The sequence below is a fragment of the Neisseria meningitidis genome, from assembly GCF_022869645.1.
GTDB lineage: Bacteria > Pseudomonadota > Gammaproteobacteria > Burkholderiales > Neisseriaceae > Neisseria > Neisseria meningitidis.
Window position 1 is genome coordinate 961,023 of record NZ_CP064367.1, and the last position, 12,368, is coordinate 973,390.

At 53.9% G+C, this 12,368-nt stretch carries 12 protein-coding genes and 3 pseudogenes; 13 read left to right on the plus strand and 2 right to left on the minus strand.

Going from position 1 to position 12,368, the window contains the following annotated elements; translation table 11 throughout:
• The first annotated feature begins 22 nt into the window (after positions 1-22).
• The 10 genes and pseudogenes from plsX to fabG all read left to right on the plus strand — a co-directional run bounded on the left by plsX (position 23) and on the right by fabG (position 9,024).
• A complete protein-coding gene (gene plsX, locus IUJ45_RS04935; protein ID WP_025460348.1) occupies positions 23-1,078 on the plus strand; it encodes a phosphate acyltransferase PlsX in 1,056 nt (351 codons plus the stop codon).
• 135 nt (positions 1,079-1,213) lie between these two features.
• Positions 1,214-1,465, plus strand: a complete 252-nt coding sequence (locus tag IUJ45_RS04940) for a MafI family immunity protein (RefSeq protein ID WP_002249467.1) — start codon at positions 1,214-1,216, stop codon at positions 1,463-1,465.
• Between the two features lie 26 nt (positions 1,466-1,491).
• A pseudogene (locus IUJ45_RS11185) lies at positions 1,492-1,880 on the plus strand (DUF6911 family protein).
• Positions 1,832-2,035: a hypothetical protein gene (locus IUJ45_RS04950; protein WP_002236171.1), complete on the plus strand. Its 204-nt coding sequence runs from the start codon at positions 1,832-1,834 to the stop codon at positions 2,033-2,035. The pseudogene IUJ45_RS11185 and the gene IUJ45_RS04950 overlap by 49 nt, the downstream one beginning before the upstream one ends.
• A 26-nt stretch (positions 2,036-2,061) precedes the next feature.
• Positions 2,062-3,024: a beta-ketoacyl-ACP synthase III gene (locus tag IUJ45_RS04955; RefSeq protein ID WP_002218026.1), complete on the plus strand. Its 963-nt coding sequence runs from the start codon at positions 2,062-2,064 to the stop codon at positions 3,022-3,024.
• Between the two features lie 46 nt (positions 3,025-3,070).
• On the plus strand, positions 3,071-3,436 hold the full coding sequence (locus tag IUJ45_RS04960) for a DUF1294 domain-containing protein (protein WP_002233094.1): 366 nt from the start codon (positions 3,071-3,073) through the stop codon (positions 3,434-3,436).
• Positions 3,437-3,621: 185 nt separating this feature from the next.
• The gene (gene fabD / locus IUJ45_RS04965; protein ID WP_002249469.1) at positions 3,622-4,548 is read left to right on the plus strand and encodes an ACP S-malonyltransferase; all 927 of its coding nucleotides are present in this window, start codon (positions 3,622-3,624) and stop codon (positions 4,546-4,548) included.
• Between the two features lie 137 nt (positions 4,549-4,685).
• Positions 4,686-6,551: a lipid A export permease/ATP-binding protein MsbA gene (gene msbA, locus IUJ45_RS04970; RefSeq protein WP_002249470.1), complete on the plus strand. Its 1,866-nt coding sequence runs from the start codon at positions 4,686-4,688 to the stop codon at positions 6,549-6,551.
• A gap of 99 nt (positions 6,552-6,650) precedes the next feature.
• A complete protein-coding gene (guaA, locus tag IUJ45_RS04975) occupies positions 6,651-8,216 on the plus strand; it encodes a glutamine-hydrolyzing GMP synthase (protein WP_002236175.1) in 1,566 nt (521 codons plus the stop codon).
• A gap of 61 nt (positions 8,217-8,277) precedes the next feature.
• Positions 8,278-9,024 (plus strand): 3-oxoacyl-ACP reductase FabG, encoded by a 747-nt coding sequence (gene fabG, locus IUJ45_RS04980; RefSeq protein ID WP_002246450.1) that lies wholly within the window; start codon positions 8,278-8,280, stop codon positions 9,022-9,024.
• A gap of 261 nt (positions 9,025-9,285) precedes the next feature.
• Here fabG and IUJ45_RS04985 read toward each other — a convergent pair.
• Both IUJ45_RS04985 and IUJ45_RS04990 read right to left on the minus strand, forming a co-directional pair.
• Positions 9,286-9,551: pseudogene (locus IUJ45_RS04985) on the minus strand (transposase); the annotation flags it as partial.
• 36 nt (positions 9,552-9,587) lie between these two features.
• On the minus strand, positions 9,588-10,079 hold the full coding sequence (locus IUJ45_RS04990) for an REP-associated tyrosine transposase (RefSeq protein ID WP_002241757.1): 492 nt from the start codon (positions 10,077-10,079) through the stop codon (positions 9,588-9,590).
• A 649-nt stretch (positions 10,080-10,728) separates the two neighbouring features.
• On the opposite strand from IUJ45_RS04990, the pseudogene IUJ45_RS04995 reads away from it, so the two are divergent.
• From IUJ45_RS04995 to IUJ45_RS05005, 3 genes and pseudogenes are all read left to right on the plus strand, one after another.
• Positions 10,729-11,576 (plus strand): annotated as a pseudogene (locus IUJ45_RS04995) (IS5 family transposase).
• A 179-nt stretch (positions 11,577-11,755) separates the two neighbouring features.
• On the plus strand, positions 11,756-11,899 hold the full coding sequence (locus tag IUJ45_RS05000; RefSeq protein WP_370657199.1) for a YchJ family metal-binding protein: 144 nt from the start codon (positions 11,756-11,758) through the stop codon (positions 11,897-11,899).
• 36 nt (positions 11,900-11,935) lie between these two features.
• On the plus strand, positions 11,936-12,319 hold the full coding sequence (locus IUJ45_RS05005) for a YchJ family protein (RefSeq protein ID WP_002221455.1): 384 nt from the start codon (positions 11,936-11,938) through the stop codon (positions 12,317-12,319).
• Positions 12,320-12,368: the final 49 nt, after the last annotated feature.

The following is a 12,368-nucleotide window of genomic DNA, read 5'->3' on the forward strand; positions in this document are numbered from 1 at the left end:
CGAAAACCTACCGGAGAACCCTATGATTACACTTGCCGTAGATGCCATGGGCGGCGACCAAGGACTTGCCGTTACCGTACCCGGCGCAACCGCATTCCTCCAAGCACACCCCGATGTCCGCCTGATTATGACCGGCGACGAAACGCAACTGCGCCAAGCCCTGACCGCGGCAGGCGCACCGATGGAACGCATCGACATCTGCCACACCGCACAAATCGTCGGCATGGACGAAGCGCCGCAATCCGCCCTGAAAAACAAAAAAGACTCCTCCATGCGCGTTGCCATCAACCAAGTTAAAGAAGGCAAAGCCCAAGCCGCCGTATCCGCAGGCAACACGGGCGCGCTCATGGCAACCGCACGTTTCGTCCTCAAAACCATTCCCGGCATCGAACGCCCCGCCATCGCCAAATTCCTTCCTTCCGACACCGACCACGTTACCCTCGCCCTCGACCTCGGCGCAAACGTCGACTGCACGCCCGAACAGCTCGCCCAATTTGCCGTTATCGGCAGCGAACTCGTCCACGCACTCCATCCTCAAAAAGGACAGCCGCGTGTCGGGCTGGTCAACGTCGGCACGGAAGACATCAAAGGTACGGACACCGTCAAACAAACCTACAAACTGCTGCAAAACAGCAAACTCAACTTTATCGGCAACATCGAAAGCAACGGCATCCTGTACGGCGAAGCAGATGTCGTCGTCGCCGACGGCTTTGTCGGCAACGTCATGCTCAAAACCATCGAAGGCGCGGTCAAATTCATGAGCGGAGCCATCCGCCGCGAATTCCAAAGCAACCTGTTCAACAAACTTGCCGCCGTTGCCGCCCTACCCGCCCTCAAAGGGCTGAAAAACAAACTCGATCCGCGCAAATTCAACGGGGCCATCCTGCTCGGGCTGCGCGGCATCGTCATCAAAAGCCACGGCGGCACAGACGAAACCGGTTTCCGCTACGCACTCGAAGAAGCCTACCACGAAGCCAAGTCCGCCGGCCTTTCCAAAATCGAACAAGGCGTTGCCGAACAACTCGCCGCACTCGAAACTGCCAAAGCCGTCCAAAACGAAAATGCCGACGGTCTGTAACACACACGATGCCGTCTGAACGCCCCCGCCCCTTTCAGACGGCATCCGCCCGCACCAAACCTGCGGGCGCGGACGGCGATGCGCCTGTCCGGCACTTCCCAAATACTTCCCTGTAAAATAAGGAGTATTTGAAAAATGAAGACATTAGAAAAACGGATGAAAGCTCTAGACAAACGGATTATGAAGTTCGAAAAATCCCTTGAAGGCAGGCTTGATGCCCGTCTGATTGAATCCGCATTGGATTATATTCATTATTCGGAACGTTTTTTGGCTTTTGAAATCCTGTGTACTTATATCGAAGATTTCGATGTCCGGCTGACGGAACAAGAATCCCGGGAAATTTCTTTTATCAACAAGGAATTTGAGATAGAAAGCACGTCCGATTAACCAATAAAGCCAATGGGTTGATAAACATGAAAACATCGACGGTCGTTTTTGGCGGATTTTTTATGGCAGACAACGGAGAGCGAATCCAAATCCCCGTTTTGGAAAATCCTGACATTAGGGAAATCAATCACTTTTTTTCCGTATCAAATTTTGAGAAAAAGCCGGCGTCCTTGTTTTCAGAATCATCCCCGAGCCGGAATTTGGCCATACCGAATTAACTGTCTATTTTAAAAAAGGATATTATAGTGGATTAACAAAAACCAGTACGGCGTTGCCTCGCCTTGCCGTACTGGTTTTTGTTAATCCACTATATCAGACGAAAACAAACACCCGCGCCAATAGCCTGACGGCAACCCGGCAATCAAAATGCCGTCTGAAGCATGTTTGGTTTTCAGACGGCATTTCCTTCGCTTAAAACAGCGTATCGGCAACCCCGCCCTGCCTGTCCACGGCAATCTGCATCTGAAAACCATCTGTATCCCAAACCACACCCCCATCCCTGTTTCCGTCATTTGCACCCTGTCCGTATTGGGCAATCATCGGTTTTTCGCTTACAATAGCCGAATCTGAACCAACTCTCTAAAAAGGCCGTTCCCATGCAGTATGCAAAAATTTCCGGCACGGGCAGCTATCTTCCCGCCAACCGCGTCAGCAATGACGACCTTGCCCAAAAGGTAGATACCTCTGACGAGTGGATTACCGCGCGTACGGGCATCAAGTTCCGCCATATTGCAGCCGAAAATGAGAAAACCAGCGATCTTGCCGCCGAAGCAGCCCGCCGCGCACTGGATGCAGCCGGATTAGACAGCGGCGAAATCGATTTAATTATTGTGGCGACGGCAACGCCGGATATGCAGTTTCCTTCTACCGCCACCATCGTCCAACAAAAATTGGGCATCACCAACGGCTGCCCCGCGTTTGACGTACAGGCGGTGTGTGCGGGCTTTATGTACGCGCTGACCACGGCAAACGCCTACATTAAAAGTGGCATGGCGAAAAACGCGCTGGTCATCGGCGCGGAAACCTTCAGCCGCATCGTCGATTGGAACGACCGCACAACCTGCGTATTGTTCGGCGACGGCGCGGGCGCGGTGGTTTTGAGCGCGGCGGACAAACCGGGCATCATCCACAGCAAACTCAAAGCCGACGGCAATTATCTGAAACTCTTAAACGTCCCCGGGCAAATCGCCTGCGGCAAAGTTTCCGGTTCGCCGTACATTTCGATGGACGGTCCCGGCGTGTTCAAGTTTGCCGTCAAAATGCTGTCCAAAATCGCCGATGACGTTATCGAAGAAGCCGGTTATACCGCCGCTCAAATCGACTGGATCGTGCCGCATCAGGCAAACCGCCGCATTATCGAATCGACCGCGAAACATTTAGGTTTGAGTATGGACAAAGTCGTCCTGACCGTCCAAGACCACGGCAACACGTCCGCCGCATCGATTCCGCTGGCTTTGGATACGGGCATCCGCAGCGGACAAATCAAACGCGGTCAAAACCTGCTGCTCGAAGGCATCGGCGGCGGTTTCGCGTGGGGCGCGGTATTGCTGCAATATTGAATACCATGCCGTCTGAAACAGGTTTTCAGACGGCATTTCCCATATCATGAAGCGGCAGGCTTTCTTCAAACTGATGGCGTGTGCGGCATTTCTGTCTGCCGTTTCGCTGCGCCTCCCCGTATTGGGCGCGTGTTACGCAATATTGTCCCTCTATGCGTTTGCACTTTACGGCATCGACAAACGGCGTGCCGTGCGGGGAAAACGCCGCATTCCCGAACACCGCCTGCTGCTGCCTGCCTTGTTCGGCGGTTGGGCGGGCGCATACTTGGGCAGCAGGATATTCAGGCATAAAACGGCGAAAAAGCGTTTTGTTGTGCTGTTCCGTCTGACTGTTTCGGGCAATGTCCTGGCGACCCTCATCCTGATTTATAGTGGATTAAATTTAAACCAGTACGGCGTTGCCTCGCCTTAGCTCAAAGAGAACGATTCTCTAAGGTGCTGAAGCACCAAGTGAATCGGTTCCGTACTATTTGTACTGTCTGCGGCTTCGTCGCCTTGTCCTGATTTTTGTTAATCCACTATATTATTTTGTCCCGCCTGAATTTTTCGTAAAACTCGGGCAGAATACCTGATTATCCAACCAAACAAAGGAATACTATGTCTTTTGCCTTCTTTTTTCCCGGACAAGGTTCCCAAAGCCTCGGTATGATGAACGGCTTTGCCGAACACGCCATCGTCAAAAACACATTTGACGAAGCCTCCGCCATATTAGGGCAGGACTTGTGGGCGATGATTAACGGCAGCGATGCCGAAATCATCGGTCAAACCGTCAATACCCAACCCATCATGCTCGCCGCCGGCGTTGCCGTTTACCGCGCCTATTTGGAAGCGGGCGGCAAAACGCCTGCCGCCGTTGCCGGACACAGCCTCGGCGAATATACCGCGCTTGTCGCCGCCGACGCATTGGATTTTGCCGACGCGGTCAAACTCGTGCGCCTGCGCGCCGAACTGATGCAGTCCGCCGTACCGCAAGGCGTGGGCGCAATGGCGGCGATTCTCGGCTTGGAAGATGAGCAGGTAAAACAAATTTGCGCCGAAGCCGCCCAAGGCGAAGTGGTCGAAGCCGTCAACTTCAACTCGCCCGGACAAGTCGTAATTGCAGGCAATGCCGCCGCCGTCGGACGCGCCATGACCGCCGCCAAAGAAGCCGGTGCCAAACGCGCCCTGCCGCTGCCCGTGTCCGTACCTTCCCATTGCAGCCTCATGAAACCCGCCGCCGACAAACTCGCCGAAGCCCTGAAAACCGTTGAAATCAAGCAGCCGCAAATCCGCGTTATCCACAACGCCGACGTTGCCGCCTACGATGATGCCGACAAAATCAAAGACGCGCTCGTCCGCCAGCTTTACAGCCCCGTACGCTGGACGGAAACCGTCAACGCCCTCGTTTCAGACGGCATTGCCGAATCCGCCGAATGCGGCCCGGGCAAAGTTCTGGCAGGTCTGGCAAAACGCATCAACAAAGCCGCCGCGTGCAGCGCACTGACCGATGCCGGACAGATTGCCGCCTTTATCGAAACGCACTGACTTCGTTCTGTAAAAAGCAGCCTGCCCTCTTCAGGCTGCTTTTCACGTCCGAACGGCGGCAGCCCCATATTTACGCTATAATCCATCCCGACCAAACCACCGACAGCGGCTGCCGTTGCAGTTCCCGCCCTACCGATATGATAGAAAAACTGACTTTCGGACTGTTTAAAAAAGAAGACGCGCGCAGCTTTATGCGCCTGATGGCATACGTCCGCCCCTACAAAATCCGCATCATTGCCGCCCTGATTGCCATTTTCGGCGTTGCCGCCACCGAAAGCTACCTTGCCGCCTTCATCGCCCCCCTGATTAACCACGGCTTTTCCGCACCCGCCGCGCCGCCCGAGCTGTCTGCCGCCGCCGGCATCCTTTCCACCCTGCAAAACTGGCGCGAACAGTTTACCTATATGGTTTGGGGGACGGAAAACAAAATCTGGACCGTCCCGCTCTTCCTCATCATTCTCGTCGTCATCCGTGGCATCTGCCGCTTTACCAGCACCTATCTGATGACTTGGGTCTCCGTGATGACCATCAGCAAAATCCGCAAAGATATGTTTGCCAAAATGCTGACCCTTTCCTCCCGCTACCATCAGGAAACGCCGTCCGGCACCGTACTGATGAATATGCTCAACCTGACCGAACAGTCGGTCAGCAACGCCAGCGACATATTCACCGTCCTCACGCGCGACACGATGATCGTTACCGGCCTGACCATCGTCCTGCTTTACCTCAACTGGCAGCTCAGCCTTATCGTCGTCCTGATGTTCCCCCTGCTCTCCCTGCTCTCGCGCTACTACCGCGACCGTCTGAAACACGTCATTTCCGACTCGCAAAAAAGCATAGGCACGATGAACAACGTGATTGCCGAAACCCATCAGGGACACCGCGTCGTCAAGCTGTTCAACGGGCAGGCGCAGGCGGCAAACCGGTTCGACGCGATCAACCGCACCATCGTCCGCCTCAGCAAAAAAATCACGCAGGCAACGGCGGCACATTCCCCGTTCAGCGAACTAATCGCCTCGATCGCCCTCGCCGTCGTCATCTTCATCGCCCTGTGGCAAAGCCAAAACGGCTACACCACCATCGGCGAATTTATGGCATTCATCGTCGCGATGCTGCAAATGTACGCCCCCATCAAAAGCCTTGCCAACATTAGCATCCCTATGCAGACGATGTTCCTCGCCGCCGACGGCGTATGTGCATTTCTCGACACCCCGCCCGAACAGGACAAAGGCACGCTCGCACCGCAGCGTGTCGAAGGGCGCATCAGCTTCCGCAACGTCGATGTCGAATACCGTTCGGACGGCATCAAAGCCCTCGACGGCTTCAACCTCGACATCAGACAAGGCGAACGCGTCGCCCTGGTCGGACGTTCCGGCAGCGGCAAATCCACCGTCGTCAACCTGCTGCCCCGCTTTGTCGAACCGTCTGCCGGCAACATCTGCATAGACGGTATCGACATCGCCGACATCAAACTCGACTGCCTGCGCGCCCAATTTGCCCTCGTCTCCCAAGACGTATTCCTGTTTGACGACACCCTGTTTGAAAACGTCCGATATAGCCGTCCCGACGCGGGCGAAGCCGAAGTCCTATCCGCCCTCCAAGCCGCTAACCTGCAAAGCCTGATCGACGCATCACCGCTCGGACTGCACCAGCCCATCGGATCGAACGGCAGCAACTTATCCGGCGGACAGCGGCAACGCGTTGCCATTGCCCGCGCCATTTTGAAAGACGCGCCGATATTATTATTGGACGAAGCCACCAGCGCATTGGACAACGAATCCGAACGCCTCGTCCAACAGGCGCTCGAACGCCTGATGGAAAACCGCACCGGCATCATCGTCGCCCACCGCCTGACCACCATCGAAGGGGCCGACCGCATCATCGTAATGGACGACGGCAAAATCATCGAACAAGGCACACACGAACAACTGATGTCCCAAAACGGCTACTACACGATGTTACGCAATATCTCAAACAAAGATGCCGCCGTCCGGACGGCATAAACAAAATGCCGTCTGAAATGGTACAATCGCCCCGACCCTTTCAGACGGCATCATATCCGCCGACCCATCCGATTATCTTCAATCACTGTAAAACCCATTATGACCCAAGACAAAATCCTCATCCTTGACTTCGGTTCGCAAGTTACCCAGCTCATCGCCCGCCGCGTGCGCGAAGCCCACGTTTACTGCGAGCTGCATTCCTTCGATATGCCTTTGGACGAAATCAAAGCCTTCAACCCCAAAGGCATCATCCTTTCCGGCGGCCCTAATTCCGTTTACGAATCCGACTATCAAGCCGATACCGGTATCTTTGACTTGGGCATTCCGATTTTGGGCATTTGCTACGGCATGCAATTTATGGCGCACCACTTGGGTGGTGAAGTGCAACCCGGCAACCAGCGCGAATTCGGTTACGCGCAAGTCAAAACCATCGACAGCGAGCTGACACGCGGCATTCAAGACGATACGCCAAACACGCTCGACGTATGGATGAGCCACGGCGATAAAGTTTCCAAACTGCCTACCGGTTTCACCGTCATCGGCGACACGCCGTCCTGCCCGATTGCCATGATGGAAAACGCCGAAAAACAATTCTACGGCATCCAATTCCACCCCGAAGTAACCCACACCAAACAAGGCCGCGCCCTGTTGAACCGCTTTGTTTTGGATATTTGCGGCGCACAACCGGGCTGGACAATGCCGAACTACATCGAAGAAGCCGTTGCCAAAATCCGCGAACAAGTCGGCAGCGACGAAGTGATTTTAGGCTTGTCCGGCGGCGTGGACTCTTCCGTAGCCGCCGCGCTGATCCACCGCGCCATCGGCGACCAACTGACCTGCGTGTTCGTCGATCACGGTTTGTTGCGCCTGAACGAAGGCAAAATGGTGATGGATATGTTCGCCCGCAACTTGGGTGTGAAAGTGATTCACGTCGATGCCGAAGGGCAGTTTATGGCGAAACTCGCCGGCGTTACCGACCCTGAGAAAAAACGCAAAATCATCGGCGCGGAATTTATCGAAGTATTTGATGCCGAAGAGAAAAAACTCACCAACGCCAAATGGCTGGCGCAAGGCACGATTTACCCCGACGTAATCGAATCCGCAGGCGCGAAAACCAAAAAAGCCCACGCCATCAAATCCCACCACAATGTCGGCGGCCTGCCTGAAAACATGAAGCTCAAGCTGCTTGAGCCGTTGCGCGACTTGTTTAAAGACGAAGTGCGCGAACTGGGCGTTGCTTTGGGTCTGCCGCGCGAAATGGTGTACCGCCATCCGTTCCCCGGCCCCGGTTTGGGCGTGCGCATCTTGGGCGAAGTGAAAAAAGAATACGCCGACTTATTGCGTCAAGCAGACGATATTTTCATCCAAGAATTACGCAACACCACCGACGAAAACGGCACATCTTGGTACGACCTGACCAGCCAGGCATTTGCCGTATTCCTGCCTGTGAAATCCGTCGGCGTAATGGGCGACGGACGCACTTACGACTACGTCGTCGCACTGCGCGCAGTCATCACCAGCGACTTCATGACCGCACACTGGGCAGAACTGCCTTACTCACTGCTCGGACGCGTGTCCAACCGCATCATCAACGAAGTCAAAGGCATCAACCGCGTGGTTTATGATGTGAGCGGCAAACCGCCTGCCACCATCGAGTGGGAATAACCAGCAAACAGGGCTGCACCGTCCGGCGCAGTCTTTCGATTATCGGACAAAAGGAAAAAATATGAGCACACAAGATTTAAGCGGCAAAATCGCTTTGGTAACCGGCGCCTCGCGCGGTATCGGTGCAGCAATTGCCGACACACTGGCGGCAGCCGGTGCCAAAGTCATCGGTACGGCGACCAGTGAGAGCGGTGCGGCGGCGATTAGCGAGCGGTTGGCGCAATGGGGCGGCGAAGGCCGTGCATTGGATTCCGCCGAACCTGAAACCATCGAAAGCCTGATTGCCGACATCGAAAAAGCATTCGGCAAACTCGACATTCTGGTCAACAACGCTGGCATCACCCGCGACAACCTCCTGATGCGTATGAAAGAAGAAGAGTGGGACGACATCATGCAGGTCAACCTCAAATCCGTCTTCCGCGCTTCTAAAGCCGTCTTGCGCGGCATGATGAAACAACGTTCCGGCCGCATCATCAACATCACATCCGTCGTCGGCGTGATGGGCAATGCCGGGCAAACCAACTACGCCGCCGCCAAAGCAGGCTTAATCGGTTTTGCCAAATCCATGGCGCGCGAAGTCGGCAGCCGGGGCATTACCGTCAACTGCGTCGCCCCCGGCTTTATCGATACCGATATGACCCGCGCCCTGCCGGAAGAAACCCGCCAAGCCTTTACCGCCCAAACCGCCTTGGGCAGATTCGGCGACGCGCAAGACATTGCCGATGCAGTCTTGTTCTTGGCTTCCGATCAGGCAAAATACATTACCGGTCAAACGCTGCACGTCAACGGCGGCATGCTGATGCCCTGACGGGCAGCCGTACCGACAATGCCGTCTGAAGCCCTTTCAGACGGCATTTGCATTCTCAGGCAAAATGAACACACGCCACACCCCGCCCTGCCCCTGCGGATCAGGCACAAGCTGAGACCTTTGCAAAACTCCTTTCCCTCCCGACAGCCGAAACCCAAACACAGGTTTTCGTCTATTTTCGCCCCAAATATCTCCTAATTTTACCCAAATACCCCCTTAATCCTCCCCGGATACCCGATCATCAGGCATCCGGGCTGCCTTTTAGGCGGCAGCGGGCGCACTTAGCCTGTTGGCGGCTTTCAACAGGTTCAAACACATCGCCTTCAGATGGCTTTGCGCACTCACTTAATCAGTCCGAAATAGGCTGCCCGAGCGTAGCGGAATTTACGGTGCAGCGTACCGAAGCTTTGTTCAACCACATAACGGGTCTTCGACAAATATCGGTTACGCTTGGTTTGATTTTCCGTCAGCGGACGGTTGCGGCAGGCTTTGCGCATAATGCTGTCCTGCAGCCGATGCTCTTTCAGTTTTCCGTAGGTCGGATTCTCGAATCCGACATTACTTCAATCGTATCCAATAGAAAAGTCCGCATTGCCGCCACCCCAATTATGCGGATAAATACCCTGTTTGACATAACGGTGAAACGTAGAAAACCGCCAATCGGAAATTTGTCCTACATAGCCATGTTTGACCGGATTGAAATGCAGATAATCAAAATGGCAGGCAAAATCAGCCTCATCGCGGATAGTATGTTCCCAAAAGCGTTTTTGCCAAAGCCTGAGATTGCCGCCGATTAAATATTGGCTGTGCCGCTTGATTTGCCGCCAGCGTTCCGAATAAGCAGAATCATTGTCCGGCAGCCGCCATATGGTATGCAGATGATCGGGCATCAACACCCATGCCAAAATTTCAAACGGATACCGTTCGCGCACCGCCATTACCGCCTGCCGCAAAGCCAAACGCACCGCATCATCGGTCAAAATCTTCTGCCGTTTATTGGTTACAACCGTAAAAAAGTAAGTGCCGCCATTGCGGTAAAAACGACGGTATTTCATAGTATTATGCTCGGAATGATTTTGTAGGTCGGATTCTTGAATTCGACATTTTGGGCATTGCTGCAATGGATTGCAATGATGGGAATGTTAAAGGTTTTGTCGGATACAAGTATCCGACCTACGCTTGCTGAACCGTCATTCCCACGGAAGTGGGAATCTGGAATCTCGGGGTTTCAGTCATTTCCGATAGATTCCCGCCGCGTCAGGGGTCTGGATTCCCGCCTGCGCGGGAATGACGAATCCATCCGCACGGAAACCTGCACCACGTCATTCCTACGAACCTACATCCCGTCATTCCCACGAAAGTGGCAATCCAGAACGTAAAATCTGAAGAAACCGTTTTATCCGATACGTTTCCGCACCGACAGACCTAGATTCCCGCCTGCGCGGGAATGACGATATTTCTGTTTTTGATTTTTTGTTTTTGGGGAATGACGGGATTTGAGATTGCGGGCATTTATCGGGTAAAACGGAAATTATGCGTTACGAAAATTTATCCGAAATCACGGCAACTTTTCCACCGTCATTCCCACGAAAGTGGGAATCCAGGTCTGTCGGCACGGAAACTTATCGAGAAAAACGGTTTGAGACCTTTGCAAAATCCCCCAAAATCCCCTAAATTCCCACCAAGACATTTAGGGGATTTCTCATGAGCACCTTCTTTCAACAAACCGCCCAAGCCATGATTGCCAAACACATCGACCGTTTCCCGCTATTGAAGTTGGACCGGGTGATTGATTGGCAGCCGATCGAACAGTACCTGAATCGTCAAAGAACCCGTTACCTTAGAGACCACCGCGGCCGTCCCGCCTATCCCCTGCTGTCCATGTTCAAAGCCGTCCTGCTCGGACAATGGCACAGTCTCTCCGATCCCGAACTCGAACACAGCCTCATTACCCGCATCGATTTCAACCTGTTTTGCCGTTTTGACGAACTAAGCATCCCCGATTACAGCACCTTATGCCGTTACCGCAACTGGCTGGCGCAAGACGACACCCTGTCCGAATTGCTGGAACTGATTAACCGCCAACTGACCGAAAAAGGCCTAAAAATAGAGAAAGCATCCGCCGTCGTTGACGCCACCATTATTCAAACCGCCGGCAGCAAACAGCGCCAGGCCATAGAAGTCGATGAAGAAGGACAAGTCAGCGGCCAAACCACACCGAGTAAGGACAAAGATGCCCGTTGGATAAAGAAAAACGGCCTCTACAAACTCGGTTACAAACAACATACCCGTACCGATGCAGAAGGCTATATCGAGAAACTGCACATTACTCCCGCCAATGCCCATGAGTGCAAACACCTGTCGCCGTTGTTGGAAGGGTTACCCGAAGGTACGACCGTCTATGCCGACAAAGGCTACGACAGTGCGGAAAACCGGCAACATCTGGAAGAACATCAGTTGCAGGACGGCATTATGCGCAAAGCCATCTGAAGGCGATGTGTTTGAACCTGTTGAAAGCGGCCAACAGGCTAAGTGCGCCCGCTGCCGCCTAAAAGGCAGCCCGGATGCCTGATTATCGGGTATCCGGGCAGGATTAAGGGGATATTTGGGTAGAATTAGGCGGTATTTGGGGCGAAAATAGACGAAAACCTGTGTTGGGGTTTCGGCTGTCGGGAGGGAAAGGAATTTTGCAAAGGTCTCAAGCTATGCCGGCTGCTGCCGCCCGCTTCATCTGCGCCGAATCCTGCCGCCCACCGCCGAAGCCCTCATGCGTTCGCGGTACAGCGCGTATGTGCTGCACCTTATCGACTATAGTGGATTAACAAAAACCAGTACAGCGTTGCCTCGCCTTAGCTCAAAGAGAACGATTCTCTAAGGTGCTGAAGCACCGAGTGAATCGGTTCCGTACTATTTGTACTGTCTTCGGCTTCGTCGCCTTGTCCTGATTTTTGTTAATCCACTATACATCATCGCTACTACCGTTCCGGCGCAACAGGCATTCCTCGATGCCGCCGAACTGATGCAATGGAGTATAGAAACCGAAGGGCTGGGCTTGAACGTCATCTCGCACAAGATACTCGGCAAAGACCACGCCCAAGTCGAATTTGAAGCCTACTTCCGAGACGGACAACACCGATCCGCGCATCACGAACTGTCCGGCTTCGTCAACATCGGCGGACAATGGTATTTTATCGATCCCACCGTTCCGCATCCTGCGATGAAACAACCCTGCATTTGCGGATCAGGCAAAAAATTCAAAGCCTGCTGCGGCAAATATCTGAAACCTGTCGCATAAAAATGCCGTCTGAACGTTCAGACGGCATTTTCAACGTGCAAAAAAACCA

What these genes read in the sequence shown, in the direction of transcription:
- plsX (WP_025460348.1), top strand. Translation starts at nt 23, where the DNA reads ATGATTACACTTGCCGTAGATGCCATGGGCGGCGACCAAGGACTTGCC.
- IUJ45_RS04940 (WP_002249467.1), top strand. Translation starts at nt 1,214, where the DNA reads ATGAAGACATTAGAAAAACGGATGAAAGCTCTAGACAAACGGATTATG.
- IUJ45_RS04950 (WP_002236171.1), top strand. Translation starts at nt 1,832, where the DNA reads ATGCCGTCTGAAGCATGTTTGGTTTTCAGACGGCATTTCCTTCGCTTA.
- IUJ45_RS04955 (WP_002218026.1), top strand. Translation starts at nt 2,062, where the DNA reads ATGCAGTATGCAAAAATTTCCGGCACGGGCAGCTATCTTCCCGCCAAC.
- IUJ45_RS04960 (WP_002233094.1), top strand. Translation starts at nt 3,071, where the DNA reads ATGAAGCGGCAGGCTTTCTTCAAACTGATGGCGTGTGCGGCATTTCTG.
- fabD (WP_002249469.1), top strand. Translation starts at nt 3,622, where the DNA reads ATGTCTTTTGCCTTCTTTTTTCCCGGACAAGGTTCCCAAAGCCTCGGT.
- msbA (WP_002249470.1), top strand. Translation starts at nt 4,686, where the DNA reads ATGATAGAAAAACTGACTTTCGGACTGTTTAAAAAAGAAGACGCGCGC.
- guaA (WP_002236175.1), top strand. Translation starts at nt 6,651, where the DNA reads ATGACCCAAGACAAAATCCTCATCCTTGACTTCGGTTCGCAAGTTACC.
- fabG (WP_002246450.1), top strand. Translation starts at nt 8,278, where the DNA reads ATGAGCACACAAGATTTAAGCGGCAAAATCGCTTTGGTAACCGGCGCC.
- IUJ45_RS04990 (WP_002241757.1), bottom strand. Translation starts at nt 10,079, where the DNA reads ATGAAATACCGTCGTTTTTACCGCAATGGCGGCACTTACTTTTTTACG.